The sequence below is a fragment of the Solwaraspora sp. WMMB762 genome, assembly GCF_049179115.1.
Taxonomy (GTDB): Bacteria; Actinomycetota; Actinomycetes; order Mycobacteriales; family Micromonosporaceae; genus Micromonospora_E.
This window is the reverse complement of sequence record NZ_JBMHMD010000001.1, coordinates 1660611-1687223: the sequence shown is the minus strand read 5'-3', so window position 1 is coordinate 1687223 and position 26613 is coordinate 1660611. Positions and strand designations below refer to the sequence as shown.

Below are 26613 nucleotides of genomic sequence, written 5' to 3'. Positions count from 1 at the left end.
GGCAGGTCGGCGGTGGAGGCCGCGGGTGACCGGAAGGCCACAAAATGGACGTTTCTGAGGACCTGTTGGTGGACTGCCTGTTCTGCCGGCGGGATGATGAGCAGCTCAACCGCATCTCGCACGAGAATGCGACCTGCTTCGCCCGGCTGGACAACTTCCCAGCAGCGGAGGGGCACACCGAGATCGTGCCGAAGCGCCACATCGAGTCGTTCTTCGACCTCACCCCTCAGGAGCTGCAGGACACGTACGAGCTGATCTTGATGGTGCGCAACGATTTGACCGGGAAGCTGCGGCCGGATGGGTACACGATCGGGATCAACGAAGGTCGCGCGGCCGGGCGTAGCGTCGACCACCTGCACGTCCATGTGATCCCGCGCTGGTTCGGTGACGTCGAGGACCCGGCCGGCGGCATCCGACAGATTCTGCCGAACTGTGACCCGCAGACCTGGGCGGCTGCGACGGCCGAAGCGCTCGGCTGGCCCGGTCCGCTGCCGCGCTGAGCGGCGTGCGTGCGCCGGACCGGATCAGCGTCGTGCCGGATCAGACGTGGGCCAGGCCGTCGTCGCCGAGCAGGACGCAGAGCGAGTTGATCTCGTGCCACAGGTCGTCACCGACGAGGGTGGCGAAGCCACGGCTGCTGTCCACGCTGACGCAGCCGACGAACTCGCCCTCGCCGTCACGAATCGGGCTCGCGAACACGGCGCCCCGGTGGCGGACCCGGAGGAAGTCCAGCCAGGTCAGATTCATGACCGCATCGCCGCCGTGCGCCGTGACGTGCGCCTCGTACGCGGCCTGTGTTGGCAGCTCCGCGGCGAGCGCCTCGACGTCGACGGCGACCTCTTCGTTGCGTTTCCAGCAGAGCCCGACGACTCCGACGCCGCACCCTGGCGCGAACGCCCGGGTGGTCGGTGTGCTGCCCAGCCGGTACGTGCCCACCCGGACCAGCCGGCGGTGCGGGCGGCGTAGCGACCAGGAGACCCGCCACACGTGCAGGCCGAGATCGGCTGCGGGCAGCGGCGGCGCCGTCCGGGCGGCTATCGTCAGCAGCCGGCCGAGGTGGTGCAAGACCTGCTGTCGTACGGCGGTGCGGCGGGCCACCTGGGACCGTTCCGCCCACAGCTGGGCCGGCGTGAGCGCGCCGAACGTCGCGATGGCCGTGACGGCGACGCCGACGATGTGGCCGCGACCGCCCGCGAATCCGTCCCAGAACGTCGCCGACGGCACCGAATTCTGTTCCGCAACCAGTACGCAAGTTGCGGTCAGCATGATCGTGCGATCAAGGAGCTTCGCCGTGAGTGGCCGCATGTCTCAACGGTAAGTCGTAATGCCACCTCCGCAGTGTCGATCAAACTGTCGGCAGTGACGTCCGTCGAGTCTCTGATACCGTAAACGTCTACGCTTAACCATCCAGCGTGGAGGTCGGTATGGCCCGGTTTTCGGCGTGTGATGGTGACGAGCTGTGCGACGAGTTCCGCTCGGGCGGTGGCGGCAGCTTCGCCGCCGTATACCGGGGAGATCCGCCGAGTCGGACGATCGCGTCCCTGTCGGGGCTGCGGCTCGTCGCTGACCTGTCTCCGCTGGTCGTGGGGCATCTGCTCCTGCTGCCGGAGCGCCACCATCTCAGTTTCGGTCATCTTGACGGCGGGCTGATCGCCCAGGTTCGGGACGTCGTCGGGTGGCTGCGGCCGCGCTATGTCGCCACCTTCGGCCAGATGGCCATCATGGAGCATGGATCTTCCACGACAACGCCGTCCGGGTGTATCACCCACGCCCACTGGCATATCCTGCCGGTGAATGGATCACAGCTGGCGGAAATGATCACCCGCGACGGGCTGTCGGCCATCCGACTGCCCGATTTCACCGCGCTGCGGCGCTTCGCCGAGTCCGACCGACCCTACTTCTACTGCGCCGACGGCGACACCACTCACGTCGCATTCGACGCGCAGCGTCGCATCCGGTCACAGTATCTGCGTTCGGTGGCCGGCACACTGCTCGGCATCGCGGAACCCGAATGGGACTGGTCGCTGGTGGTCCGCAGGCACCTGCTGCGGGCGACGATGATCGCCACTGCCGGCTGGCAGGAGCAACTCATCACCCCTGATCACCGCGACGGGTCCAACGTGTCCATGCGTGCTCGCGTGAATGACGTACGGTGACGACAGTCCCGCTTCGACAGAAGGCCACCTCGCCGATGCGCCACGAACTCGCGATCTCCATTGACGGCCCTACCGCCAGCGGTAAGACAAGTCTCGCGTACGCGCTCGCGGCGCAGCTGGACATGCGCGTACTCGACACCGGGCTCACGTACCGCGCCGTCGCCTACGTCGCCTCGCGTGGGCCGGTGCCGCCCGGCCGGCAACTGTTCGACGCGCTGCGGCACGAGCCGGCCACGCCGGGGACGCGACCGGTCACCCCGACGGTCGTTTACCACCAGGAGAGCATCATCGACGATCTCTGGTCGTCGGAAGTGGAACAGCACCTACGGGCCGTGTCGGCCGACCCGGCATGGCGCCACGACATCACCGAATACCATCGCACGATCGTTGACGGCCATGAGCGGATGATCGCGGTCGGCCGCGACTGCGCCACGACGATCATGACCGACGCCGACTGCCACATCTTCCTCACCGCCGCCGACGCGATCCGGCGGGAACGCCGCCGCGCCCAGCACCGGGCGCAGCCGGGCCGTGTCATCCACGTTGGACCGCCGGCGCGGCTCGACGACACCATCCGCGAACACGTCGCCTGCCGGCCACACGGCCTGGTACTGGACACCACGTTTCTGCCGGCAGCCGCCGTGCTGCGGGCAGTCGTACACCATCTGGGAGCGCGCCGATGACCTCGCCCGCCAGCTACTCCGATGAACCGAGCCGGGTCGCCGCGCTCGTCGGCGCATTCCTCGCCGGCCAGTCCGGCTCGGTCCTCGGCGACAGCCACGGCCCGTACGCCACCCTCACCGCCGGTGCGGACACCCGCGACGACTGCGCGATCTACGACCTCGACGGGCCGGTCACCCTCGTCGTCGGATCCGATTACGTACGCGGCCCGAAGTTCGCCCTCTACGAACACGGCCTGCTCACCAACGTCGACATCGGCTACTACCTGGTCGCCGCCAACGTCAGCGACATCGCGGCGATGGGTGCCGCGCCGATCGGCGTACTGACCGTCGTGCGCTACCCGAACGACCTCGACGACTCCGGGTTCCTCGACGTCATGGCCGGCATCCACCAGGCCTGCACCGACTTCGGCACCGTCAACGTCGGCGGCGACATCGGCAACGCTGAACGTATCGTGCTCTCCGCGTCCGCGATCGGCATCTGCCGTACCGGCACCGCCCTGACCCGCCGCGGCGCGCGACCCGGCGACCACCTCTGCGTCACCGGCCCCTGCGGGATCCTCGGCGCGGCCGTCGCCTACTTCCCGAAGCGTGCCGTCAACGGGTGGACCCTGCCCGACAGTATCGAAGCCGACCTGCTCGACAGTTGGCGCCGGCCCCGCGCCCGGGTCGCCGAAGGCCGGCTGCTCTCCACCGGCGGCTACGCCACCGCCTGCCAGGACACCTCGGACGGCCTGCGCGCCACGATCGAGCAACTCGCCGCCGCCAGCGGTGTCGGCTTCACCATCACCGCCGACGACATCGCCGTCCACCCCGCCGTCAGCGCCGTCGCCAAACTCGCCGGCACCGACGACGTCACCCTCGCGATGAGCGCGTCAGCCGATTTTCAGCTCGCCTTCACGGTGCCCGACGACCGGCTCGACGCCTGCCGGGACGCCTTCGACCGCGACGGTCTCACCTTCGACGTCATCGGTCGCGCCACGCCACCCGACGACGGTGTCAGCCTGCTCACCCGTGACGGCAGCAGGACCGACCTGCCCGGCGTCGCCTGGAAACATCAGAGCACCGACATCAGCACCCTCGTCACCGGCGGCGGCGCCCCGGGCGCCCCGGCACGGTGACCCCCGTGCCCGCCGTGACCGCCGGCTGGTCCGGAACCGCCCAGGTGCGCCGCTCCTATGCGGCCCTGGCCGAGCATTACACGGCGATGACCGCCGACTACCGCCGGTTTCCCGGGCTGCGACAGGAGTTGACGGCCTTCCTCACCGCGCTCGGGCCGGGGCCGGTGCTCGACCTCGGCTGCGGCGCGGGTCGCGACGCCGACCTGGTCGCCGGCACCGGCCGGGCCGTCGTCCTCGCCGACGTCACCCCGGAACTGCTGCGCGCGACCACCGTACGGATCGCCGTCAACGCTGCTGTCTGCTGCGACGCGCTCGCCCTGCCGCTGCGTTCCGCGACCTTCGCCGGTGTCATCGCCAGCGGGGTCCTGTTACACCTGCCCCGGCAGCACACGGTCACCGCGCTCGACAACATCCGGCGGGTCCTGCTGCCCGGCGGAAAGGCGCTGATCAGCATGAAACACGGCGGTCGCGACGGCTGGCGCAGCACTGACGACTTCCCGGCCCCGCGCTGGTTCACCTACTACGCGCCGGAGGAGTTTGCGGCGCTGTGTCGCAAGGTGGGGCTGCGTGTCGCGCAGCTGGACGTCAGCAGCCGCAAGGACTGGTTCACCGCCACCACCGAACGTCCCGAGCTATAAGATCCGTTGTGGACCGCTGCCACCGACTGCGCGGCGCCTGCCCTCAGTTGGGCAGCCAGAGTGGACGAAGGGTACAATCCACACCGCACATCGGCAGGAGGCTTATGGGACAGGTCTCATATTGCGAAAGCTCGGACAGGAAGGGACATAGGCAGCTTCCGTCATTAATTGATCGACTGGTATTCTTGTCTCCCAGATCGGCCAATGGAGGAGTCGATGAAGCTTCGCCTTCTGTCCACATCGAGCAACGCTGGATCTTGTCCGACGCTCTACGAGACCGATACCGGCGACATCGTCGTCCAAGGCTACGAGTTGACCGACCCGGAGGCGCTTTCGCAGCTCCGTGACGTGCTGCCGGGCGAGAATTTCGTCGTAGTGCCGCGTTCGCTCATGTCATGGTTCGAAGGCAAAAGTAGCGAATGACGGCAATCATCGACGACCCTGACGCGTTTCAGAAGCTGTTTCTGAGCTTTGAGCATGTCGCTTTCAAGTTCGAGGTGCGAAGATCCTACGGGGTGAAGGCCGAAGACCTTCCATTCCAGGAGTTCCTGGCTGGCCGGGACCCCGGCATCGAATGGCTCCGGGACTGGCTGGACTTGATGGCGTCGCAGACCTCGACCGGGAAGCGGGTGGAACGCGTCCGGGTCGTCGATGATCCACCCAGCGACTATCTCCGTTTCGAAATTTCCATCACCCCGTACAACTCGGCTGTTGGTGAGGAAATCCGTTACATTGATCGCGATCTGGCCGAAGCGTTGGACCTCCCGCACCATGACTTCTGGCTATTCGACTCGCGCAAACTCGCGGTCCTGCACTTCGGCGACGACGACACTTTCCTCGGCTTCGAGACGGTCGACGGGGTTCACGACATACTCCGGCACTGCTACTGGCGCGACGTGGCATGGACCCGCGCGACCAGGTTCGCCGACTACCGGTCGTAATGACGGGATGCGCGGTGACCGTCTGCGAGTCCCGGTCTGCGGCGAAGCGAGGGAGGTGCAGGCATGTCGAGCTCACTGTGGGTCGGTGACCTCGTCCGGTTGCGGGCGATCGAACCCGATGACGACCGCTACTACCAGGCCTTCGGCGAGGACACCGAGGACGCGCGGTCCGTGTTCCGCGTCGAGCCGCCGCGCTCGACGGCGCAACGCCGGCAGGAGATCGCCGCCCTCGGCACCTGGCAGGCCGGAAGCGACTGCTTCGCGCTGGCCATCGAACGGGTCGACAACCCGGGAATGATCGGGGCGATCTCGACCCGCGACGCGGACCCCCGTACTGGCAGCTTCAGCTACGGCCTCGCCATCGCACGGGACCAACGGCGTCACGGTCATGCGACGGAAGCCGCACGAATCCTGCTGCGCTACATGTTCACCGAACGGCGCTACCACAAGTGCCTTGTGGACATTTACGCTACCAACGTCGCTTCGCTGCGGCTGCACGAACGACTGGGATTCGTCATCGAAGGGCTACTGCGCGAACAGGAGTACTTCGACGGCAGGTATCAGGATGTCGTGCTGATGGGGCTGCGGGGTTCCGAGTTTCTCGCCGCGCGCGGCGAAACCGAGGTGGTATGAACCCGACCCAGGGCAACGCCGATGCCGACAACGACTTCGCCGGCGGTGCCGGTGCGGTCGTCCAAGCTGCGCAGATCTCCGGCGGCGTGCACGTCCGGATCACTGACGTCCCGCTTCCGCCGCCGCGCCAACTGCCACCCGCTACGAAAGGATTCATCGATCGTGAGCTGCATATCCGGCAGCTCGACTCGCTACTCGACGAGACGGATCTACGGACCAGCGACGGCAAGCTTCCAGTCGTGACGATTTCGACCGTTTCCGGCAGTGCCGGCGTCGGCAAGACCGCGCTCGCCGTCCACTGGGCGCACCGGGTGCGCGCCCGGTTCCCGGACGGGGACCTCTACATCAACCTGCGCGGCTACGATGCCGTGCCGCCGTTGACACCGCAGGAGGCCCTGGACGGGTTCCTACGGGCGCTGAACGTACCGCCGGAGAAGATCCCGACGGACCTGCCCGGACGGACCGCGCTCTACCGGTCGCTGACCGACGGACGCCGCATGCTGGTGCTGCTGGACAACGCGTCGACCGCCGAGCAGGTGCGACCGCTGCTACCCGCCTCCCCGACCTGCATGGTGATCATCACGAGCCGGGACAGGCTTTCCGGTCTTGCGGTACGCGATGGCGCGATCCGGGCCGTGCTCGACGTGCTGACCGACGACGACTCGATCCGGCTGTTGCGCGAGACGACCAGCCCGGAACGCATCGACGCCGAACCCGGTCAGGCCATCAGGCTGGCGGAACTCTGCTCGCGGCTCCCGCTCGCGCTACGCATCGTGGCCGACCGCGCCGTCAGCGATCCGGACATGAGCCTGGCCGATCTGGTGACGGAGCTGGAGGAGGAGAACGGCCGGCTCGACGCACTGTCCGTGCCCGGTGACGAGTTGTCCGCCGTCCGTACCGTCTTCTCGTGGACCTACCGGTCGCTCGACCCTCCGGTCGCGCGCACCTTCCGGTTGCTGGGGCTGCATCCGGGCGCGGACGTCTCGTTGTCGGCGGTGGCGGCACTGACCGGGCGGCCGGTGTCGGAGACGCGCCGGCACCTGGACTCACTGGTCGGGCTGCACATGCTGACCCGGATCGGAGGGCACCGGTACCGGTTGCACGACCTGCTCCGTCTCTACACGGCGGAACGGACGCAAGCGGACGAGCCACCCGCCGAGGTCAAGGCCGGGCTGGCGCGGATGTTCGACTGGTACCTGGTCCGGGTGTACGACAGCAATCGCAAGATCCTCCCCCAGGGCCGACCGATTCCGGGCCTGACCGGTGTCACCGCTGACGGGCAGCCCCCGTTCGCAACGCTCGACGAGGCGCTGCGCTGGTCCGAGCAGGAGCGCCTGAACGTACTCGACGTCATCCGCCTGGCGCACGACACCGGGCACTGCGACGTTACCTGGAAACTCGCCGCCGCCTCGATGGCGTTCTTCGAACGACGCTCCTACTGGCGGGCCTGGATCGACAGCCATCTGCTGGCCCTCGACTGCACCCGCCACCTGGCGGACCGATCGGCCGAAGGCTTCATGCTGCTGCTCCTCGGCGACGCCTGGTGGGACCGCGGTGAGATCGACGAGGCACTGCAGTACTACTCGGCAGCGCGGGACGCGGCCCAGCAGGTCGGCGACAGCTGGACAGCCGGCTACGCGCTGCGCGGCTGCTGCCTCGCCTACGAGGACTCGGGACGATTCGACGAGGCGATCGAGTGCGCCGAGGGCGCGTTGGAGATCTTCCGCGACGCCGGCGAGGACCGGGGCATCGGCCTGTCCCTGATGAGCCTCGGCAACGGCCACCGCAACATGCTCCGGTACGCCGAGGCGATCGCGTCGTACGAGCAGGCAATGGAGATCTTCCGGACTCTCGGAAACCGCTGGAGCGAGGGCCTGGTCGAGCTGCAGCTCGGCCGCACGCTGATCGAGGTGCCGGAGCCTGCCACGGCGCTCGACCACCTCGCCCGCGCTCGGGAACTGTTTGCGGCGGCGGGCGATCCCCGCCACGAGTGCATCGCCATGATGTATACGGGCGACGCGCACGCGGCGGACGGAGACCGGGCCGAAGCGTGCCAGGCGTGGTCGGCGGCGCTGACGACGCTGATCGGGCTGGACGACCCGCTCGTCGCTGAGGTGCGGCGGCGGTTGGAGTCAGCTGAGGAAGGACGTGAGTGAGGATGGACGACCCGGTCCTGACCGCTGTCGCGACAGCGCTGGCGACGGGTGTGGTCGCTGAGGTGACCGCTGGCGGCAAGGCCGCGTTCACGGCACTGGTCCGGCTCGTCCGGCGTAAGGCGACCGAGCAGCCCGCCACCGGGACCGCACTCGCCGCAGCACAACGTGCGCCATCGGACGATCAGCGAATCGCGCAACTATCCGCTGCGCTGACCGCAGCCGCGCTCAACGACCGTGTGTTCGCCGCCGAGCTGCACCGGCTCTGGGGTGAGGTCAGGGCGGCGCGGACAGTAGACGACCACAGCCGGGCCAGCAACACGATCTCCGGCCCGGTATGCGGCCCGGCGGTGCAGGCACGTGACATCCACGGCGGCGTGCACTTCGGCTCCGGAGGATGAGAAGCGGTAGTGGACGGTCAGTGGGTGGGCTGCGGCCGGCTGCGGATGCAATCGCCGACCTCGTCGAGGATCTGGCGATGACGGTGCAGCAGGCTGCCGGCTTGACCCGCCTTGCCCAATCCACCCAGGGCGGCGGCTGCCTGGACGGATTCGCGTAGCAGCTCGGGCAGGGTCCGGGGGAGCAGCGCTGCGTCGGCCGTACCCAGGTGGTGGTCCCGGGCGTGCGCGTCGGCGGCCTCGGCGATGACCGCTTCCGCGGTGGTCGCGGTGCCGTGGGTGATCGGAGCGCGGTCACGGGCTCTGTTGAGCAACAGAAGGATGTGCGCTGGCCATGCCTGCGTCATCCCTTGGTCCTTGATCTTGTTGTCTCGCAGATCGTCGCGGAACTTTCGGTACGTCCCGCCCTTGTTGTCCTTCGGATTGGTGGCGGCGATGGACGCCTCCAAGGCGTCGGCGGCGAGGACCAGCAGGCGAATGCGGGCAGCCTGTGTCGTCGCCTCGTCGAGGGCCGCGTGGACGAGCTCCAGCCGCTGGACGGCCAGTCCCTTGGTCCATCTGGTGTCGGTGGCGCTGGCCGGAGTGTGTCGGTGGTCGTCGGGTGGCTGTCGGCTGGCGAAGGCGTCGGCCAGTCGTCGTGCCTGATCGGTGACGTCCGCGCCGATCGCGGATGCGGCCAGCAGCCGCCAGGCTACGTCCAGTTCCAACGAGCGCAGTGCCCGTTCTGCGGCGATGAGCAGTGGCAGGTCCCCGCCGGTGATGGCGGGCCACAGGTGGACGTTGCGGTAGCCGTCGGGGCCGACGGGGGCGGCGTTTTCCCGGACGAACAGCGGGATGCCGTGTCGGGCACCGATGAGGCGCATGGCGCGGATCAGGGCGAGGACCACCGGCTTGCGGCCGGTGGGGATGAGCAGCAGCGCGCCGGTCTCGCGGGTGAGTCGGGCCTCGACGGCGCGCTCGATGGCGGCTTCGTCGATGTCGGCCAAGGTGATCGGTTCGACCCAGCTTTCGCCTCTGGCCGAGCCCGTGACGTGGTGCGTGATCGTGGTGATCGATTCGGCGTCGGCCGTGGCGACGTCGTGGCTACCTCGGCCGTCGTCGACAGCGAAGATGACGGCGCGCAGCCGGTTTTCGTGCATGCCGAGGAAGTCCCGCACCGCTACGGGGATGCCACTGCTGAGCTGGTCTCCGACGGACTTTTCGGTGCCGCCGCCGCGCGGGACCCCGGCTTGCCAGACTGCCAGCACGGTGTCTGCCGGGGCGACCGGCGGCTGAGGCAGGCCGGCGTCGCTCCAACCGTCGACGTCGACAGCGAACTGGGTGAGGTAGTCACCGATGAAGGTGGCGTCGCAGGAGGTGGGCGGGCGGAGGTTGTGACTGCCCTTTCCGATGTTCTGCAGCGAAGCGACCTCGGATCCGTACAGCCATCGGTAGGACGGCAGGTCGACGGAGGCGCAGATCATCGGGTCGTCGTGGCGAGAGTGGGCGGTCAAGTCGAGCTTCGCGCCGAGCGGAGGGCCGCCGCTGGGCTTCTCGTACCGTTTCAGTAGGTCCTCAGGCCAGGTGCGGTCGGTCCGGTCGACTTCCAGCAGTTCCTCGTAGCGGCTGACGACGTAGCGGCGGACGGCGAGGCTGGCGGTGCCGTCGCGACGGACGACGGCGTCGGCGAGCACCGCGCGCAACGACGCGGTGTCGTACGCGGCGAATCCTCGGTCGTGGCGCTCGGCGGCCCGGCGGACGAGGTCGTGTCCGTCGTCGGTGAGCTCGACCATGGGCGGATCGGTCCGGGCGAGGTCCGCGAGGGCCTGGAACATGCGCCAGCGGACCAGGACGCCAGCGACCGGGTCGCGGTCGAGCCGGCCCAGTGGGTCGACGATCTCGTACGGGGCCCGGCCGCTGGTGACGACGAGCCGCCAGGGGATCCCCGCCTGGGACAGCGCGGTGAGCACGCCCATGGCGAGGGTGGTGGAGCCGGAGCCCCAGGTCACGACCGCTTCGGTGTAGCGCGGGGAGCGGTCGAGGTGGGCGACGACGGCGCGGATGACGTCCACTTCGGCCAGGCCTTCGATGGTGGCCGTCGCGATGGCGTGGATGGTCGTGTCCTCGCTGGTCCGGGCGCGCAGCACCTCGGCGAGGGTCTGGGCGATCGGCGCCGTGTCCAGGTCATCAGCCTGCTGCTGCTGGGTGCCGATCAACATCACGTCGAGGTCCGGGGTCTCGGTGAGTCTGGTCAGGGCGCCGAGCAGTGGGCTGGGTGCGGCAGTACGCGGGTGGTCGTCCTCCCATGTTCCGTCGGTGAGTAGTCGCCGGGCTGCGGACGGCCCGGCGGGGCCGGCAGCTGTCGCGGCGAGTTGTCGGCAGCGATCTCGGACCCGGTCGGCGCGGACGGTCTTGGGGGTGGGGCCGTCCGAGCGAAGCAGGAGGTCCGCTTCGCCGGTGACGTGAACCAGCAGACGCATGCGGCCATTGTGGAGGACGACGGCGCGGGTTGTCACGGGGTGTCGGAATGCTGTCCCACCCCGCCCCGACAGCACATCCCTATCCAAACTTTGACTACTTTAGTAGTTGAACGATCGGAGTAGTTGTGCGTAAGGTGTCGGCCGTGCATGTCTTCCCGGCCGAGGTCCCGGCAGCCGAGGCCCGCCGCGCCGACGTGGTGGAGGTGCGGGTGGCCCGCAAGGTCGCCTCGCTGTTCGGGGTGGACGGCGACCTCCCCCCGTTCTGCCGGTCCTGGGTGTGTGACTACACCACCCTGTCGCTGGCCGAGATCGGGCGTGGCGCGCCTGCCCCGGACAAGGCACAACGGTCCGGTCTGGACGCCGCAATGCTCGCCGCGCCGGTCACCGCCGGCGACCGGGACTGGTCGTGGGCGGGCCGGGCGGTCTGGGCACCGCCGCAGGCACCCCTGCCTGGCGGCTTGAGCAACGCCACGCTGAACCGGTACGGCCCCGACACCAAGGCCGCTGCGGTGCTGGCAGCCGCCAACCGGCTGCTGCGTGACGCGACGGCCGCTGTCGCTGCCGCCGCCCAACGGCTCGGCTCCTGCGACTGTGATCGCGAGATCCGCTTGGCGGTGTGGGCGGGCCTGGTCCTCGAGGTCTATCGGGCACAGCCGGCCCTGGTCGTCGCGGCCGTTCAGGCCCGGCAGGTGCAGCGGTCGCTGTCGGCCCGGTGGGGCAGGCAGGTCGACCGGGCACGGGTGGTCGCAGGTGACGACGCCCCGTCGGAGATCCGTCCCTGGGCGCCGCAGCCCGCCGACGACACCGGCGCGGAGCGGGCCGACACCCGCTGGCGGCCGACGTCGTTCGACCTGGTCGACGCGACACTTCCGGCGGTCGGGCTCACCGTGGACAGGTCTGGCGACCCGGCCGGTGGCGCTGCGGCGGTGCCCCCGGAGACACTCGACGACATCGCCTCGGCCTGGTGCCACCGGCTGCTTGACGTCGGGCGTCCCGGCAGGGGAGTGGTGTGGCTGACCGAGGACGACCGGGGCTCCCGTCACGTCCAGGCCATGGTGCGGGTCGGTGCCGTCGTCGCTCCGTTCGTGGCGGCCGCCCTCGGCGGCGTGACCCGCGTCGGCCACGCCCCGACACCGACGCTGCCGACGTTGCCCGACGCCGGTGAGCTGGCAGGCCTTCCGCTGTCGCACCGCCGCGCCCACCTGCTGGTCGCCCACATCGCCACCAACTACCTCCGCTACCGCGACGAACTCCTGACGACCCGGTCGGACCTGCGGCACCAGACCCGGGAGCTTGTCGCCCTCGCCGTCGCGCGCAGCGGCGAGGTGCTCGACCCCACGGACCCGGTGGCGTTGCTGCTTCGCGCCTACGACGCCTACCTCGACATGTGGGACTCGACCCGCGGCCTGCCCGGCCCTGACACCGACCCGGATCCCCACCGGGTGTCCTCGGTGCAGCGACTGATCGCCTCGCAGCAGCACGTCGTGGAGTCCTGGCGGTCCGGTCGGCTGGACCCCGGCGCGGCGGCGTACCTGCTGGAGATCGGCATCACCGCGATGCTCGGCGCCACCTCTCCGCCTGCGGCGCTGCCCGAACCGGACTCCCCAACGGACCGGACCGAGATGTCCGTCGCCCAGATCCCCGCGTCGATGATGCGGTCGTGGTGGTCGGCGACGTTGGCGGCACGGGGGATCGACCCGGACACCGACCTGGCCGCCGTGATCGACTCTCTCAGCGACGCCCAGGTGTTCCACCTGCACCACTACGCGGACTGGCGGTCCCGCACCGGCCGACGTGGCGACCTTCGTCAAGCCCTCGCCGTACAGGAACGGGTGGCTGCGGTGCGTACGGAGGTCGTCCGCCGGGAAACGGCCGGATACGCCGCCAAGGCCGTCGCCGCCCGCTCCAGCCACCAGCTCGCGGCCCGGATCGCCACCGACCTCGCCCTGGCCACGCCCGACCGGGAACACGCAGCCCGGGCGCGAGCCTGCGACACGGCGGTCCGGCACGCCCGGACGGTGCTGGCCGACCTGACGGTGCGGCGTGACTCGCCGCAGGCGTCCGCCTCGACCGCACAGGTGGTGGCGCGGGCGCTGTGCGTGGCCGCCGCCAACGGCAGCACCGTGGATCCCCGCGACGCCGCTGCGGCGGTGGCGCTGCTCGACCGGGTCACCGCCGCAGCGGCGTCGGCAGACCGGACGCCGAGTAGTCACTGGGTGGGCGGGTTGCCGCTCACCCAGTGGCACGACTGGCACACGACGCTCGCCGCCATCGCCAGCCACGGCACCAGCGGGTAGCGACCCGCACCTTCCAGCCCTTCACCGAACGAATGGCGAGACTCTGGACATGAACGGCGAACCATCTCCGACCGAACACACCGGCCGCCGGCACTGGGTGCTGATCGAGACGGGCGGCAACCAGCGGTACATCTTCGGCAGCAACCGGCTGCGGCACGTCGTCGGGGCGTCGCAGCTCGTCCACGAGATCGGCACCGAGTGGGTGCCGGCCGCGGTCGGGCGACTCGATGATCCCGACGCCACCGTGGTGATGACCGCCTCCGGCAAGGCCCTGCTGCTGGTGGGTTCGGTCGACGCCGGCAGGGCCGTCATCCGCCAGGTCAGCTGCCGGGCGTTGCGGGAGGCCCCCGGCCTGCAGGTGACCGGGGTGGTCGGCCCGCCATTCGACGCGACCGACCCCGCCGCGCACGAGCCGGCGCGGCGCGACACGTACGAGCTCCACGCCGAGGTGCGGGCGGCCCGCCGGGATCCGCTGCTGCGGGACCGGGTGTTTCCCTGGCACCGACTGTGCCGGGACAGTGGCCAACCGGCCGCCCGCGTGGAACGGTACAGTGAGGACGAACTCGTGGCGGCCTCGGCCGGGGTGCTGGCCCGGTCCGATGCCAGACACCGCGCCCGCCGACGGCTCGTGGAGCAGCTGACCGGCGACCTCGGTGATGTCGTACCGGCCAACACCGACGTTCTGCGGCAGAGCGGGTGGGCAGCGGTCGTACACGCCGACGGCAACGGCGTCGGTGGCCTGTTCCGTGGCTTCCTCGACCATGTCATGGCGATCGAGGGCACCGGCCCGGTCGACCTGGCCACCCATCTGCGCTACCAGCGGTTGGTGTCCGCAGAGCTGGAGACGGCGACCTGGAACGCCGTACGGGATGCGATTGCCGCCCTGCGGGAGCAGCGGGCGGGGGAGGAACTGACCGGGCGGCTACTGCCGATCGTCGTCGGCGGAGACGACGTGACACTGATCTGCGACGCGGCGCTCGCCGTGCCGTTCGTGCGGGCCTTCGCCGAAGGGTTCGCCCGGCACACCGCCGCGCAGCCGACGCTGTCGGCCATCGCCCTGCAGGCCACCGGCCATGGCGGTCTCACCGCCTCCGCCGGGATCGCGGTGGTGAAGCCGCATCACCCCTTCAGGGCCGCGTACGAGCTGGCCGAGGCGCTCACCGTGTCAGCCAAACGGTTCCGGTCAGCGGCCGCGTTCGACCTGCATGTGGCGCACGCCGCCACCCTGCAGGACCTGACACTGCTGCGGGAGCACACCGAACCGGCCGCGAAGTGCGGCCCACAGGTGGCCCGCTACGCCGGCCCTTACCTGCTCGGGGCCGTCGAGGACCTGCCCGTTGAACTGCGTCACCGCAGTGTGGAACTGCTCGACGAGGTGCACGGCTGGCTCGGCCGGGCCGGCTGGTTGTCGACCGCGCAGGCCCACGCCCTGCGTGAGGCCGCTGACCGGAGCCTCGCCGAATACCGCCACCAGGTGCGCCTGACGGTGCCCCGCGCCCCCGACCCGGACCGGGCCGGCACCCTACTCGACGTCCAGCCGCCCACCCTGGGCCAGGTCACCGACGGCGGGCCGACTGCTCCGGTGGCCGGCACCGACGCGCCGTTCCTGCGGCTGTTCGACGCGATGCACCTGCACGGCCTGCGCCTGGACACCTTCGCTCCGGCCCCGTCGACCGACCGGTCCGCCTCCAAGAAGGACATCCGATGACGTTGCCCACGACATTCAAGATCACCCTGACATTCCTCAGCGACTGGCACATCGGCACCGGCCAGGGCCGGTTGGGCAGCATCGACGCCGAGATCCGCCGTGACAGCGACCACCTGCCGTTCGTGCCGGCCAAGACCATCGTCGGGATCTGGCGGGACGCCTGCGAAACGGTGGCGGACACCTTCGACCGGGTCGGCGACCGGCCGGCGGCCTGGCGGGCATGGGTGGACTGGCTGTTCGGTACCCACCCACCGGCCGAGGAAGGGGACTCCGCCCGTACCGGGAAGGAGCCGACGCCGGCGGTCCTGCGGGTCACCCCCGCCCAGGCCCCGGCCTGGCTGCGCGACGGGGTCAGGGGACAGCCGACGCTGGCGCAGGCCGCTGTTGTTCTCCGTCCCGGGGTGAAGATCGACGACGAGACCGGTACGGCGGCCGACCGGTTCCTCCGGGTCGAGGAACGGGCGCTGCGCGGCATGCGGCTGTACGCCCAGGTCAGCGTCGCCGCCACGATCCCAGGTGAGCCCGATCGGCTGCCCGCGTCGGCGGAGCTGCTGTTGCGCGCCGGCGCCCGGCTCGTGGAGGCGGTCGGCGGCAGACGCAACCGTGGCGGTGGGCGGGTCGCCTTCCTACTGCCCGGTGCCCGGGTGGACGGCGACGGTCCGCATGCGACGGTCACCGACAGCCGGCTGGTCGAGCTGCTGGCCGGTGGGGTGCCCGCCGACCCACCAGCGCCACCGCCGGCCGGTCCGCTGGTCGAGGTGCACCCGTACGACCGGCTGCACCCGGACCGGCACCGGGTCGTGCGGGTGGTGCTGCGGGTCCGTACCCCGGTGGTGGCCGTCGCCGATGTGCTGGGAAACGTCATCAGTGGCCATGACAGCATCCCCGGCACGATGCTGCTCGGCACGGTCCTGCGCCGGATCCAGCCGGGGCCCTCGGCTGACGGTGGTGGGCGTGCCCGGATCGGCCTGGCCGACGTGCGGGTCGGCGACGCGGTGCCTGCGGCGGTCGAGGACCCTGGCGATCCTGCCTCGGTGGTCCCCGCCCGCCCGGTGCCGACGGTGTGGCGTCGGAGCAGGAAGGGCCGGGGCGACACCGTCTGGAACGTCCTCTGCGGTGAACCGGCACCGGAGGAACAGGCCAAACGCATGTCCGGGTGGGTGGCACCCGCCGGAACCGGATGGCGATCGGCCGACCCGGCGAAGACGGTGTCGACCCACGCCGTCGTCGACGACGCGCAGCGCCGCCCGACCGTCGCCAGCGGTGGCCTGTTCACCAATCTCGGCATCGCGGCCGGGACGCTGCTCTGCAGCGACATCGTGCTGCCGGAGCAGGCGCGGCTGCGACTGGATCCGGGAGAGCTGTTGCGGTTTGGCCGCTCCCGAAAGGACGACTTCGGCCTGGTCGAGGTCGTCCGGGTGATCGACCCGCTGCCGACCCCACCACCGCCGACCCTCACCGACGGGCAGCTGCTGGTGTGGTGCGTCTCCGACATCCTGCTGCGCGACGAACGGCTGGCCCCCGATCCGTCACCACAGGGGCTGGCCCGGGCATTGTCTGCGGCATTGGCGCCGGCGTCGGTCGAGGCGACCGGGCGGCCGACCACCGATGCGGCCCGGCGGGAAGGATTCGCCGTCGCCTGGGGACGGCCCCGGTCCAGCCAGGTGGCGTTGCGGGCCGGCAGCGTCGTGCGCCTCACCGTGACCGGCCAGCTGGACCCGGCCGTGCTCAGCCGGCTGGAACGCGACGGCATCGGCGAACGCACCGTCGAGGGGTACGGCCGGATCCGGTTCAACCCGCCGGAGCTGTCGACCGCCGTACCCGACGTCGACTTCACGACCGGTTCCACCCCGCCGGCGACGCGGGCCACGACGACGCGGGCCACGCCGACCGGGTCCGATGGATCGGCTGGGCTGGCGGAGCCGGCCCATCCGATCGAACTCCAGGCGTGGCGGCGGGCGATCCGACGGGCCAGCGCCGAGCTGCGGCCAGAAGAGGTCATCAAGGGCATTGACCGGCTGGCCGGCCAGCGGGCACAGCTCGGGTCGCTGCGCGCCCAACTGGAACGGCTGACCCTCCCCGGCGGGGCGGACATGGTCCGCGACTGGCTGGCGGGCACTTGGGCGGTCCGGGCCCGCCGCGAGACCTGGACCGAGCCCGTCCTGGATGACCTGTCCGCGTTGCTGCTCACCGATCGGGGACTCGTCTGGGAACGGCTCGGGCTGGCCGGTGACCAACCCACCCTGGTCCTCGCCGCCGGGCGGGAGGACACGCTGCGGCGGCGGTTGCACACCGAGGCACTGCTGACCGTGGTCACCACCGCCCTGCGTGCACTTGGCCGGACCAGGTCCACAGCGGCCAGGTCCACAGCGGCCGCCGGCACCCGCGCCACCACTGGGAAGGAGCTTTCCTGATGGGACAGTCGCTCGGCACCCGTATCGAGGTGTTCGGGACCCTGACCTGCCTCGGCCCGGTCCATGTCGGCGGCTGGGACACCACCGCCGTGGCGGACCTGAGTATCGCCCGGGACGGCACCGACCGGCCCTTCCTCCCCGGATCCTCCATCGCCGGAGCCCTCCGGGCGTACCTCGCCAGCGTCGACCGGTTCGGTGGCGACCGGTCGGGTGGCGGGGGGCCCACCGCACCGCTGGATGCACTCTTCGGGCACGTCACGCCGTACTCGCACAGTGGATCACCGTCCTGGATCCGGATCGACGACGCCCCGCTGACCGGCGAAACGGTCACCCCCGCGGTCCGCGACGGTGTGGGTATCGACCGCCGGTCGGCCAGCGCCGCAGCGGCCTACCTCTACACGCGGGAGGTGCTGCCGGCCGGCACCGCCTTCGCGCTGCGTCTGGTCGCGGACACCCCGACCGCCGCGCCCGAACCCGGGTACCCCGGCGGATGGTCGGCACTGGTCCACGACGCGGTGGAGACCATCGTCGCCGGACTGTGCCACGGCCGGGTCCCGATCGGTGCCGGTCGGGGCCGTGGCCACGGGCGGGTGCAGCTGCGCGACGTCACCGTCCGACACGCCGACCTGTCCACACCGGCCGGTCTGGCCGCCTGGCTGACCGGAACCGCCGAACCCACCCGGCCACCGGTGGCGGACCTGCCGCCGCTGGACGGCCGGCTGCGGATCACCGTCGCCTGGCGGCCGACCACCCCGGTCCTGGTACGCGATTCGCTCAGCGGCACGGTGGTCGACACGCTGCCGCTGACCGCGACCGATGTGGACGGCACCGTGCGGCTGCTGCTGCCCGGCTCGTCGATCCGCGGTGTCGTACGGGCACACGCCGAACGGATCGTGCGTACCCTGCTGCGGCAGGACGCCCCCGATCACGCTGACGGCGACGGCTTCGGTGAGAACCTGCGCCGACCACCGATCGGCGTCGACGTGCTGTTCGGGGCGGCACCGGACGGGCACCGGCAGGGCCGACCAGGCAGCCGGGACACGACCGGCTGGCGGGGCGCGGTGAGCGTGGCCGACTGCCACAGCCTCGGCCAGCTCAGCGCGCAGAGCTGGAACAGCGTGGTCACCGTCAGTCCGAAGGCACGGGCCGCGACCGCCCGGACGGCACCGGGCACCGAGCCCCGCCAGGAACGGGCCGACCGCAACAGCGACCGCGACCAGGCCCGCACCCGGCTGTACGGCCTGCTCGGCGACATCTCGTCGGAGGTGCCCTTCCAGATCAGTGACCATGTCGCCATTGACCGGTGGACCGGAGGGGCCAGCGACCACCGACTGTTCAGCGTCCTGGAGCCGGGCCCCACCGTCCGGTGGGAGCCGATCAGCATCGAGGTGGACGTCGCCCGGCTCGCTCGCTTCGCCCGGCCCGACCGGTCCGACCCCCGGCACGCGTCGGCAACGGCCGCGCTGCCGCTGCTGCTGCTCGTCCTGCGGGACCTGCGGGACGGCTGGTTGACCCTCGGCTACGGCAGCACCCGGGGCCGGGGCCAGATCAAGGTCACCGATGTGACCTTCGAGGGCGCCGGTCTGGTCGGTGCGTGGCAGTCGCTCGCCGGCCGCACCCTCGACGCCATCCTCGCCGACCCACCCACGGACATCGTCGACGCGATGGCCACGTGGGCAAACCAGTTCCAGGAGAATCCAGCGTGAGAGAAACCGCCCTCGGCGCGACCCTGCACGCCGTTCGTGCCGCCACCGCGCTCACCGCCGCCGAAGCGGTCAGCTGGTTCACCGCCCACCCGGCGGCAGCGGGCCAGACCGTCGGCTACACCTTCTCCGCTGGTGCCGCCACCTGGCTGTCGATCGGCCTCGACGGTGCCGTCGAGCAGGTCAGCGACGCCGACGACGTCCTCGCCGAAGCGTACGAGCTGCTGCTGTTCGACGGTGAACGGGAACTGCGCTGGCTGCGCGAACCTGATGGACGCGGCACCGCGGTCGCCCTCGGCGAGGACCCGGCCCACCTGCCGCTCGGCCGGCCGGTCACCGCCGAGCCGGCACCGCGACGCGGTGACACCCACCGGCGGCTGCTGGCCGGCACCCCGCAGCAGCATCCCAGAGCCGGCTGGACCACGCTGGCCAGCGACCGGTACGCCGCCGCGCACCTGCCGGTGACGGCCGTCGGTGCCAAGGCGCTCACCGTGGAGACCGTCGAATACCTCGTCGAGGACGTCCACGGCAACCTCGACGTCGCCGACGTCCGTACGGTCGCGCTGCGGGCCACGGTCGCGGACACCGGGGCCGCGCGCGAGCAGGGAAGGACGACGGCATGAGTACGTCGAACGACAAGCTGAAGCGCAGGGTCCAGGCCGAGCTGACCAAGCGGGACGGCCACCTCGAAGGAGTGATCGACGGCCGCGGCAAGGCGGCAAAGCTGAAACCCCTTAAGCCGTCCGAGTGGGACGGTGCCCTCACCGACCACGTGGCCACCATGGCCGACGGCGACACCGTCACCGTCACCGTCGTCACCGACCTGGCCGCCAACGGGAAGCGGACCGCCCAGCTCGTTGGGGTCGCCCCGCTGGCGAAGGTCACCACCGACCCGGACCGGAGCGAGCGGCTCGACTCTGTCGGCGGCTTCGTCAACCCGTACACCTTCGTGCCGACCCTGCCCCGGACGGACCGGGACGGCACCCGCCTGGCCGACACCGGCCTCGACGACGCCGTGCCACCCAGCCACGCCTACCATGCCGATGGACAGTTCAGCGGCACCCTGGCCCTGACCTTGACGACCGTCACCCCGTTACTGCTGCCGGTCCGTGCCGAACCACAGCCAGCCGACGGCATCCGTACCTTCGATGTCCGGGTCGACCCGCACGGACTGCCACTGCTCCACGGCGCCTCCGTCAAAGGTGCCCTGCGCAGTGCCGTGGAGACGGTCACCGCCAGCCGGTACGGGGTATTCTTCGACCACCAGGAGCGGCTCGCCCACCGGGCCACCACCGACGCCGCGTTGAATCTCACCCCGGCACGGGTTCACCAGCTTGCCGACGGCAGCACCGCCTTCCGGCTGTGCCAGGGAGACGCCGGTTGGCCACGGACCAGCGGCAACCAGACCCAGTACGCCGCCCTGGTGCCCGCCTACGGAGCCGAGTCAGCCGTACGCCTCCTTGGCGAACTCGACGGCACGCCGCTGTCGGACCACCATGGCACGCTGGTCCATGCCCGGGTCGTCCTGCGGCGCGACGGCGGCCGCGCCTGGCGGGTCACCCACCTGGCCCGTACCGAGAAGGAGTTGCACGCGGGCCTGGCAGAGCAGGGCGTCACGTCGGTTCGTGCCACCGAGGAGCGGCACCGGATCGTGTGGGGCTGGCTCTCCGCGACCGGGAAAACCATCAAGACCAAGCGCTACGAACGGCTGTTCGTGGAGACCGCCGGCCGGGACGTGCCGGTCACCGACGACCACAAACGCTACTGGCAGGCGGTGCTGCGGGCCTACGACCTGGCCCACGGATACAACGACCCCCAGGCCACCTACCGCCGCGAACCCGCGACAGCCAAGGGAATCGTCCGGTCCAAGCACGTGCCCAGCACCCGCGAGCTGCGGGAACTGCCGGTGGGCACCCTCGTCTACGTCAGGTACGACAAGTCCCGCGACGAGATCACCGAGGTCCACCCGGTCATGGTCGGCCGGCTGCCCTTCGCCGCCGCGCCCGACGACCTGCTGCATCCCAGCCTGCGCCCCGCGCAGGACCGCGACCAGCTCTCCCCAGCGGACCGGCTGTTCGGGTGGGTGCCGTCCGGTGGCGGCGACGACGTTTCCGAGGCCAACGACGGGGCCTCGGGCTACCGTGGCCGGCTGCGGGTACGGTCGGTCACCTGCGTCACCCCCGACTGGAAACCCACGGATTTTCCGCCGGACGGCGTCGTCCTCGCTCCGCTGAGCACCCCCAAACCCACCCAGTCGCGCTTCTACGCCGCGTCCGACAACGCCGGGACACCTCTTCGGCGTGGGGTGCGCAAAGCCGACGGGTACGCCGCCGACGGCGGGCTACGCGGCCGCAAGATGTACCGCTGGCGGGCGGAAGCCCCGGACCACTGGGAGCCCGGCCGCGACCGCACCGTTCCCGGCCCTGGCTACCTGGCCCTGCCCGAGCAGCGCGCGGACCACGCCACGCAGCTGGCCCGCCACCGAGGCTGGGTGCGACCCGGTGCGACCTTCCAGGTCGAGCTGTTCCTCGACGCTGTGCCGGAGGCCGAACTCGGTGCCCTGCTGTGGTTGGTCACCCGTGGCGGCGACACGCCGTTGCGGCTTGGCGCCGGCAAGCCGTACGGCTTCGGCGTCGTCGACGTCCAGCTCGACCGGGACCGGACCCGGCTGTGGGATGCCGCCGGAGTCCAGGCCGGCTGGCTGCGGCTGACCCGCCCCGATCCTGTCGACGCGGCTCGGCTGACCGAACTCGCAGACCGATTCGCCACGATAGCGAAGGGCAACGAGGTGCTGCGCGAGGCCACCGAGTCGTACCTGGCCGCCGCCAGGCCCGTCACCGAGGAGGTGCACTACCCCCGGAAGACTCGCCGGCCGCAGGCCGAAAGCTACGAGTGGTTCGTCGCGAACGAACGGCTGGAGAAGAAGGCGGTCGTGGAGGGATGGGCGTTGCCGCATGTACGCGACCCCGAGCAACGGCTGCCGTACCTCGGCAGTGGCGGGGGCTGACGACAGCGGGCGGCAGGGATCATCCTTGTCCGGCAACCTCGGTACGCTCTCGGGAGAGCATCGGCCGGTCTCTCGATGTGATCGGCTGTAGTGGCTCGATCGCCAGCCGTGCTCTGGCAAATCCGGTAGCCCAATCGCCGCCCGCCGCGAAGGGTCCGTCATGACGGCCGTGAGCGCGGACCCTTCGCGGAGCTGTTTTCCCTGCTCAGCACCTGTTCCGTAGTGGACGATGATGGCTGTGGGACCGTCGGAAGACCCGCTGCCGGTGGACCCTTCGCGGACCGGTCGCTCCGGCGCAGGTCAGGAGGGGTAAAATCTTGACCCTGTCGCAGCTCCCTCGGGAGCTGCCCTTCATTGAGGCGGATCTTCGACGCTGCCGACGCGTTCGACGGAGAGTCGCAGCTCCCTCGGGAGCTGCCCTTCATTGAGGCAACACCTCTTCGCTGACCAGCGGTTCCCAGCCGCCGTCGCAGCTCCCTCGGGAGCTGCCCTTCATTGAGGCGCCTCGCGGAAGTCGCCATAGGCAATCGGGGTGGTGGTCGCAGCTCCCTCGGGAGCTGCCCTTCATTGAGGCGGCGCCGCGTTGATGGAGGATGGACCGGGTCGGTTCCGGTCGCAGCTCCCTCGGGAGCTGCCCTTCATTGAGGCTCCGTCGGCGAGACCGGCACCACGGCGTCCATGAACGTCGCAGCTCCCTCGGGAGCTGCCCTTCATTGAGGCATCTCACGGGTTCGCCCGTACGATCCGCTCTCATCACGTCGCAGCTCCCTCGGGAGCTGCCCTTCATTGAGGCACCACCTCCGGTCGCACCTCGGTGAGCACGTGCATCAGCGGTCGCAGCTCCCTCGGGAGCTGCCCTTCATTGAGGCCGAGTCGACCGGCTAAAGTGACGGCTGTGAGTACGCCGTCGCAGCTCCCTCGGGAGCTGCCCTTCATTGAGGCGCTGGCGCTGACCTCCCCTGGTCTCGTGTGGCCCGACGTCGCAGCTCCCTCGGGAGCTGCCCTTCATTGAGGCTGATGCCGGTAGCCGTCCCAGGTCCGGCGACCGACCACCAGTCGCAGCTCCCTCGGGAGCTGCCCTTCATTGAGGCCCACGGGATCCACCCCCACCTGGTCGTCATCCCCCGGTCGCAGCTCCCTCGGGAGCTGCCCTTCATTGAGGCGCGCCCCGCTGGATCGGCCGGTGCTCGGCGTTGAGGGTCGCAGCTCCCTCGGGAGCTGCCCTTCATTGAGGCTCGTGGAGCATCCGCCGGGGGGTGCGGGTCTTCGGGGTCGCAGCTCCCTCGGGAGCTGCCCTTCATTGAGGCGCCGGCGACCCGATCGGCCTGGCCGTCGACATCGCGTCGCAGCTCCCTCGGGAGCTGCCCTTCATTGAGGCGCGACACACAACGCCGCATGTGGAACCGGAACATCGCTAGGGTCGCAGCTCCCTCGGGAGCTGCCCTTCATTGAGGCTCAACTCTGCCGGTAGGGTGGCCTGGCAAGGGAGGGATCAGTCGCAGCTCCCTCGGGAGCTGCCCTTCATCGAGGCCCTAAGAATCGAGCATGGTCCCCCCGCCACGAAGCGTCGCAGCTCCCTCGGGAGCTGCCCTTCATTGAGGCGGCCCGGACGTCGCGGTCAGGCCGGGGTAGACCACGGGTCGCAGCTCCCTCGGGAGCTGCCCTTCATTGAGGCTCGAGCCGACCGGGAACGCCGATCGCGTCGAGGTCGCAGCTCCCTCGGGAGCTGCCCTTCATTGAGGCCCGGCCGGATACCGGTGCCTGCCTCACTCACCCGCCGTCGGTCGCAGCTCCCTCGGGAGCTGCCCTTCATTGAGGCAGCGGGGAGTGCGTCAGCGGCTCGTAGATGCGGGTCGCAGCTCGAGAAACTACTCCTTGCCGAGGCTGGGTCGATGGTGAAAGCAGCCTGGTGGTTTACAGGGTGGTCGCTACCGAAGCGGGCTGGCCATCGCAAGGACCTGCGACGGCCAGCCCCGCTCCGGGCGGTCGTGTCCTATGTCTGCTGGGCAGTTCAGATTTCGGGATCGACACTGTTGGCGGACCGGCGGTTGGGTTCGTGGACGCCGGGTCGGGTGAGGGCGCTCTTGTAGACGGCGATCGACACCATCCGGCCGTCGCGGCCGGCTCCGGTGACGGTCGCCAGGATGCCGATGACGGGGGAGCTCGGGTCGTCGTGGCCGTACCGGATGTCGGAGACGCGGACCCGCATGGCGCGGTCGCCGTACACCCAGTCGGCCTTGCCGAGACGGAGGTTGTCTCCGACGCGCAAGAGTTCGTCAGGCACCGGCGTCGTCCTCACGGGGCTGCTGTCCCGGCGACCACAGACCGGACAGGTGCAGGACGGCCCGTACCCGGCGGGCCTTGGCCGGATCCCAGCGTTGCACGATCACCAGCGCGCGGAGGAAAGGCCTGCAGGGCGCCGCGACGTCGCAGCGGCGGCATTCGCCGAGCCGGCTGGGCAGATGTACGTTGAGCGCGTCGAGTGCCCGGGTGAGTGCCCGCTGGGCGGCCGGGCTGCGGGTCGCGGCGGTCGTGTCGGCGCGTGCGCCGGTCGGTGCCGCTGCGGCCCCGCCCGCCGTGGCCAGGCGGAACCGGCGGTCGGAGTCGACGTCGTTCTGACCGGGGGTACGCCGGGGCAGCGGCGGCCTGTTCGGGGTGGGTTCGGAGTGCGGCGGCGTACCGATCGAGGTGTAGCGGGCGAGTCGTGGCGTGCCGCCGATACCATCGTTGCGCAACAAAGTGGATCTCCCTTGCGGCGGAGATGTTCATGCCTGTCCTGATCCACCCTGGACGTCGACGCAGGATTGTGAAAGATTGACAGCTGGCAGCGAATCGGACTGTTCTTCATGCCTGAGGGGAAGGATGAGGAAAGATGAGTGGCTACAGCGCGCTGGCGCGGATTCTGAAATTCGCTCGGAATCAGGCCGGCATGACGCAGGAGCAGCTGGCGGCACGGCTCAACGTCTCGTCGTCCCTGATCGCGAAGTTCGAGACCAGCCGACTCATTCCAAAGCCGGACACCGCGCGCCGGCTGGACGCGCTCTTTGACTCGGGCGACATGTTCCGAGAGTTGGCGGCGGAGGCCCGCGCCAATTTCGGCCAGCCGATCTGGGTCCGGCCGTGGCTGGAGCACGAACGCAACGCCACCATGATCCGTTCGTTCCAGCCGCTGGTCGTGCCAGGCCTACTGCAGACCGAGGAGTACGCCCGCGCCATCCTGTCCGACGGGGGGACCCGCGTGTCGGACATCGAGTCGGCGGTGGCTGGGCGCTTGGCGCGGTCGGACGTACTCCACCGCACCGACACTCCATGCCGGTTGTTCGCTGTCCTGGACGAGACCGTGTTACGACGCCCGATTGGTGGGCCGGCGGTAATGCGCGAGCAGCTCCAGACGATCGTCAAGGCTTGCTCGCAGCCCAATGTCGAGGTAGCGGTAGTGCCATCTTCGACCGGGTCGTACCCCGGCCTGAATGGTCCGGTGGCTATCGGAACCGTAGACGGACGCACCGTCGCAATCCTGGACGGACCGCTGGGCGGTCAGGTGATCGAGGATCCCGATGATGTCGCGCTGCTGGAGGAGCTCTGGGAGGCGGTCCGAGGCTACGCTCTGCCCAGAGGGTCATCCCTTGATCTGATCATGGAGGTAGCAGAGTCGTGGAGTTGATCGACGCCCCTCACTGGCGGAAGTCCAGCCGTAGCAATGGCCAGGGCGGTGACTGTGTGGAGGTTGCTGACAACCTGCCTGGTCGGGTGTTGGTGCGGGACTCGAAGGATCCGGCTGGTCCGGTGCTGACGTTCGGCCCGGACACGTGGCGGACCTTCGTGGCCGGCGCGGTAGCCCGGGGGTGAACTGTCCGGTAGGTGGTGGGCCGGTGCGTCGCCGCTCCACCACCTACCGGAACCACCCTGCTCAACCTTCGGCCGTCGGCGGAGGCTCCCAGTAGACCTCCACCCGGTGACCGTCCGGGTCCAGGCACTTGAACGCGGCGTACGCCGGTTCGTCGTACCGCTCGATGATCTCGACGCCGTCGGCTCCCATCCGGTCGAGCAGTGCGCGGACCGCCTCGGGTCGTGGAATGCGGAAGCCGAAGTGCAGGAACGGCGGTGACGCGCCGACCGCCTCAACTGGGTGGAGTGCGAGGTCGAAACCGTCGGTGTCGCGGATGATGACCGTGCCGTCCGGGTAGCGCTGCACAGTGGCCGGATCAAAGCCGAAGTAGCTCTGGTAGAAGCGGACGCTGCGCTGCGGATCACGCACCGGCAGGCCGAGGTGGTTCAGTCGCACGGATCCACGGTACGCCGGCC

General features: G+C 70.2%; 23 protein-coding genes and 1 CRISPR repeat array. Of the genes, 18 read left to right on the top strand and 5 right to left on the bottom strand.

Going from position 1 to position 26613, the window contains the following annotated elements; all coding sequences use genetic code 11:
* Positions 1 to 44 precede the first annotated feature (44 nt).
* Positions 45 to 500 carry an HIT family protein gene (locus ACN27J_RS07425; protein ID WP_421364737.1) on the top strand — a complete coding sequence of 152 codons (456 nt, stop codon included), beginning with the start codon at positions 45 to 47 and terminating at the stop codon, positions 498 to 500.
* A gap of 40 nt (positions 501 to 540) precedes the next feature.
* Here the strand turns inward: ACN27J_RS07425 and ACN27J_RS07420 are convergent, their stop codons facing one another.
* On the bottom strand, positions 541 to 1305 hold the full coding sequence (locus tag ACN27J_RS07420; protein WP_421364736.1) for a hypothetical protein: 765 nt from the start codon (positions 1303 to 1305) through the stop codon (positions 541 to 543).
* 278 nt (positions 1306 to 1583) lie between these two features.
* Between ACN27J_RS07420 and ACN27J_RS07415 the strand changes: the two genes are divergently transcribed.
* The 9 genes from ACN27J_RS07415 to ACN27J_RS07375 all read left to right on the top strand — a co-directional run bounded on the left by ACN27J_RS07415 (position 1584) and on the right by ACN27J_RS07375 (position 8723).
* A complete protein-coding gene (locus ACN27J_RS07415; protein WP_421364735.1) occupies positions 1584 to 2156 on the top strand; it encodes a hypothetical protein in 573 nt (190 codons plus the stop codon).
* Between the two features lie 35 nt (positions 2157 to 2191).
* Complete coding sequence (locus ACN27J_RS07410) at positions 2192 to 2839, top strand: (d)CMP kinase (RefSeq protein ID WP_421364734.1); 648 nt, start codon at positions 2192 to 2194, stop codon at positions 2837 to 2839.
* Entirely contained in the window at positions 2836 to 3957 is a 1122-nt protein-coding gene (gene thiL, locus ACN27J_RS07405; RefSeq protein WP_421364733.1) for a thiamine-phosphate kinase, read from the top strand. Before ACN27J_RS07410 ends, thiL begins: the two co-directional genes overlap by 4 nt.
* Before the next feature lie 5 nt (positions 3958 to 3962).
* Entirely contained in the window at positions 3963 to 4595 is a 633-nt protein-coding gene (locus ACN27J_RS07400) for a class I SAM-dependent methyltransferase (RefSeq protein WP_421364732.1), read from the top strand.
* Positions 4596 to 4811: 216 nt separating this feature from the next.
* Positions 4812 to 5018, top strand: a complete 207-nt coding sequence (locus ACN27J_RS07395) for a hypothetical protein (RefSeq protein ID WP_421364731.1) — start codon at positions 4812 to 4814, stop codon at positions 5016 to 5018.
* Positions 5015 to 5536, top strand: coding sequence for a DUF6879 family protein (locus ACN27J_RS07390; RefSeq protein ID WP_421364730.1), 522 nt, complete (start codon positions 5015 to 5017; stop codon positions 5534 to 5536). The genes ACN27J_RS07395 and ACN27J_RS07390 overlap by 4 nt, the downstream gene beginning before the upstream one ends.
* 63 nt (positions 5537 to 5599) lie before the next feature.
* The gene (locus tag ACN27J_RS07385) at positions 5600 to 6169 is read left to right on the top strand and encodes a GNAT family N-acetyltransferase (RefSeq protein WP_421364729.1); all 570 of its coding nucleotides are present in this window, start codon (positions 5600 to 5602) and stop codon (positions 6167 to 6169) included.
* Positions 6166 to 8325 carry an ATP-binding protein gene (locus tag ACN27J_RS07380; RefSeq protein WP_421364728.1) on the top strand — a complete coding sequence of 720 codons (2160 nt, stop codon included), beginning with the start codon at positions 6166 to 6168 and terminating at the stop codon, positions 8323 to 8325. The genes ACN27J_RS07385 and ACN27J_RS07380 overlap by 4 nt, the downstream gene beginning before the upstream one ends.
* Positions 8326 to 8327: 2 nt before the next feature.
* Positions 8328 to 8723, top strand: coding sequence for a hypothetical protein (locus ACN27J_RS07375; RefSeq protein ID WP_421364727.1), 396 nt, complete (start codon positions 8328 to 8330; stop codon positions 8721 to 8723).
* A gap of 17 nt (positions 8724 to 8740) precedes the next feature.
* On the opposite strand, the gene ACN27J_RS07370 is transcribed toward ACN27J_RS07375, so the two are convergent.
* Positions 8741 to 11179, bottom strand: coding sequence for a hypothetical protein (locus tag ACN27J_RS07370; RefSeq protein WP_421364726.1), 2439 nt, complete (start codon positions 11177 to 11179; stop codon positions 8741 to 8743).
* A gap of 143 nt (positions 11180 to 11322) precedes the next feature.
* On the opposite strand from ACN27J_RS07370, the gene ACN27J_RS07365 reads away from it, so the two are divergent.
* The 6 genes from ACN27J_RS07365 to ACN27J_RS07340 are packed head-to-tail and all read left to right on the top strand — an operon-like array spanning position 11323 to position 22308.
* Positions 11323 to 13476 (top strand): hypothetical protein, encoded by a 2154-nt coding sequence (locus tag ACN27J_RS07365; protein ID WP_421364725.1) that lies wholly within the window; start codon positions 11323 to 11325, stop codon positions 13474 to 13476.
* Between the two features lie 49 nt (positions 13477 to 13525).
* Positions 13526 to 15184: a Cas10/Cmr2 second palm domain-containing protein gene (locus ACN27J_RS07360; RefSeq protein WP_421364724.1), complete on the top strand. Its 1659-nt coding sequence runs from the start codon at positions 13526 to 13528 to the stop codon at positions 15182 to 15184.
* Entirely contained in the window at positions 15181 to 17598 is a 2418-nt protein-coding gene (locus ACN27J_RS07355; protein ID WP_421364723.1) for an RAMP superfamily CRISPR-associated protein, read from the top strand. The genes ACN27J_RS07360 and ACN27J_RS07355 overlap by 4 nt, the downstream gene beginning before the upstream one ends.
* On the top strand, positions 17598 to 19304 hold the full coding sequence (locus tag ACN27J_RS07350; protein WP_421364722.1) for an RAMP superfamily CRISPR-associated protein: 1707 nt from the start codon (positions 17598 to 17600) through the stop codon (positions 19302 to 19304). Before ACN27J_RS07355 ends, ACN27J_RS07350 begins: the two co-directional genes overlap by 1 nt.
* Positions 19301 to 19924: a type III-D CRISPR-associated protein Csx19 gene (csx19, locus tag ACN27J_RS07345; protein WP_421364721.1), complete on the top strand. Its 624-nt coding sequence runs from the start codon at positions 19301 to 19303 to the stop codon at positions 19922 to 19924. Before ACN27J_RS07350 ends, csx19 begins: the two co-directional genes overlap by 4 nt.
* The gene (locus ACN27J_RS07340; RefSeq protein WP_421364720.1) at positions 19921 to 22308 is read left to right on the top strand and encodes a TIGR03986 family type III CRISPR-associated RAMP protein; all 2388 of its coding nucleotides are present in this window, start codon (positions 19921 to 19923) and stop codon (positions 22306 to 22308) included. Before csx19 ends, ACN27J_RS07340 begins: the two co-directional genes overlap by 4 nt.
* A gap of 325 nt (positions 22309 to 22633) precedes the next feature.
* Positions 22634 to 24127: direct repeats of the CRISPR family, unit length 36 nt; unit sequence GTCGCAGCTCCCTCGGGAGCTGCCCTTCATTGAGGC.
* Between the two features lie 192 nt (positions 24128 to 24319).
* Here the strand turns inward: ACN27J_RS07340 and ACN27J_RS07335 are convergent.
* Together ACN27J_RS07335 and ACN27J_RS07330 are read right to left on the bottom strand one after the other, a co-directional pair.
* Positions 24320 to 24592, bottom strand: a complete 273-nt coding sequence (locus ACN27J_RS07335) for a hypothetical protein (RefSeq protein WP_421364719.1) — start codon at positions 24590 to 24592, stop codon at positions 24320 to 24322.
* On the bottom strand, positions 24585 to 25043 hold the full coding sequence (locus tag ACN27J_RS07330; RefSeq protein WP_421364718.1) for a hypothetical protein: 459 nt from the start codon (positions 25041 to 25043) through the stop codon (positions 24585 to 24587). The genes ACN27J_RS07335 and ACN27J_RS07330 overlap by 8 nt, the downstream gene beginning before the upstream one ends.
* A 137-nt stretch (positions 25044 to 25180) precedes the next feature.
* Here ACN27J_RS07330 and ACN27J_RS07325 point away from each other — a divergent pair, with 137 nt between their 5' ends.
* Positions 25181 to 25972, top strand: coding sequence for a helix-turn-helix domain-containing protein (locus tag ACN27J_RS07325; protein ID WP_421364717.1), 792 nt, complete (start codon positions 25181 to 25183; stop codon positions 25970 to 25972).
* Positions 25969 to 26157, top strand: coding sequence for a DUF397 domain-containing protein (locus ACN27J_RS07320; protein WP_421364716.1), 189 nt, complete (start codon positions 25969 to 25971; stop codon positions 26155 to 26157). Before ACN27J_RS07325 ends, ACN27J_RS07320 begins: the two co-directional genes overlap by 4 nt.
* Before the next feature lie 61 nt (positions 26158 to 26218).
* On the opposite strand, the gene ACN27J_RS07315 is transcribed toward ACN27J_RS07320, so the two are convergent.
* Positions 26219 to 26593: a VOC family protein gene (locus tag ACN27J_RS07315; protein ID WP_421364715.1), complete on the bottom strand. Its 375-nt coding sequence runs from the start codon at positions 26591 to 26593 to the stop codon at positions 26219 to 26221.
* Positions 26594 to 26613: the final 20 nt, after the last annotated feature.

Coding starts and splice junctions, on each gene's coding strand:
- ACN27J_RS07385 (WP_421364729.1), top strand. CDS start 5,600: ATGTCGAGCTCACTGTGGGTCGGTGACCTCGTCCGGTTGCGGGCGATC.
- ACN27J_RS07420 (WP_421364736.1), bottom strand. CDS start 1,305: ATGCGGCCACTCACGGCGAAGCTCCTTGATCGCACGATCATGCTGACC.
- ACN27J_RS07390 (WP_421364730.1), top strand. CDS start 5,015: ATGACGGCAATCATCGACGACCCTGACGCGTTTCAGAAGCTGTTTCTG.
- ACN27J_RS07375 (WP_421364727.1), top strand. CDS start 8,328: ATGGACGACCCGGTCCTGACCGCTGTCGCGACAGCGCTGGCGACGGGT.
- ACN27J_RS07355 (WP_421364723.1), top strand. CDS start 15,181: ATGACGTTGCCCACGACATTCAAGATCACCCTGACATTCCTCAGCGAC.
- ACN27J_RS07360 (WP_421364724.1), top strand. CDS start 13,526: ATGAACGGCGAACCATCTCCGACCGAACACACCGGCCGCCGGCACTGG.
- ACN27J_RS07340 (WP_421364720.1), top strand. CDS start 19,921: ATGAGTACGTCGAACGACAAGCTGAAGCGCAGGGTCCAGGCCGAGCTG.
- ACN27J_RS07425 (WP_421364737.1), top strand. CDS start 45: ATGGACGTTTCTGAGGACCTGTTGGTGGACTGCCTGTTCTGCCGGCGG.
- ACN27J_RS07380 (WP_421364728.1), top strand. CDS start 6,166: ATGAACCCGACCCAGGGCAACGCCGATGCCGACAACGACTTCGCCGGC.
- ACN27J_RS07325 (WP_421364717.1), top strand. CDS start 25,181: ATGAGTGGCTACAGCGCGCTGGCGCGGATTCTGAAATTCGCTCGGAAT.
- ACN27J_RS07410 (WP_421364734.1), top strand. CDS start 2,192: ATGCGCCACGAACTCGCGATCTCCATTGACGGCCCTACCGCCAGCGGT.
- ACN27J_RS07350 (WP_421364722.1), top strand. CDS start 17,598: ATGGGACAGTCGCTCGGCACCCGTATCGAGGTGTTCGGGACCCTGACC.
- ACN27J_RS07395 (WP_421364731.1), top strand. CDS start 4,812: ATGAAGCTTCGCCTTCTGTCCACATCGAGCAACGCTGGATCTTGTCCG.
- thiL (WP_421364733.1), top strand. CDS start 2,836: ATGACCTCGCCCGCCAGCTACTCCGATGAACCGAGCCGGGTCGCCGCG.
- ACN27J_RS07370 (WP_421364726.1), bottom strand. CDS start 11,179: ATGCGTCTGCTGGTTCACGTCACCGGCGAAGCGGACCTCCTGCTTCGC.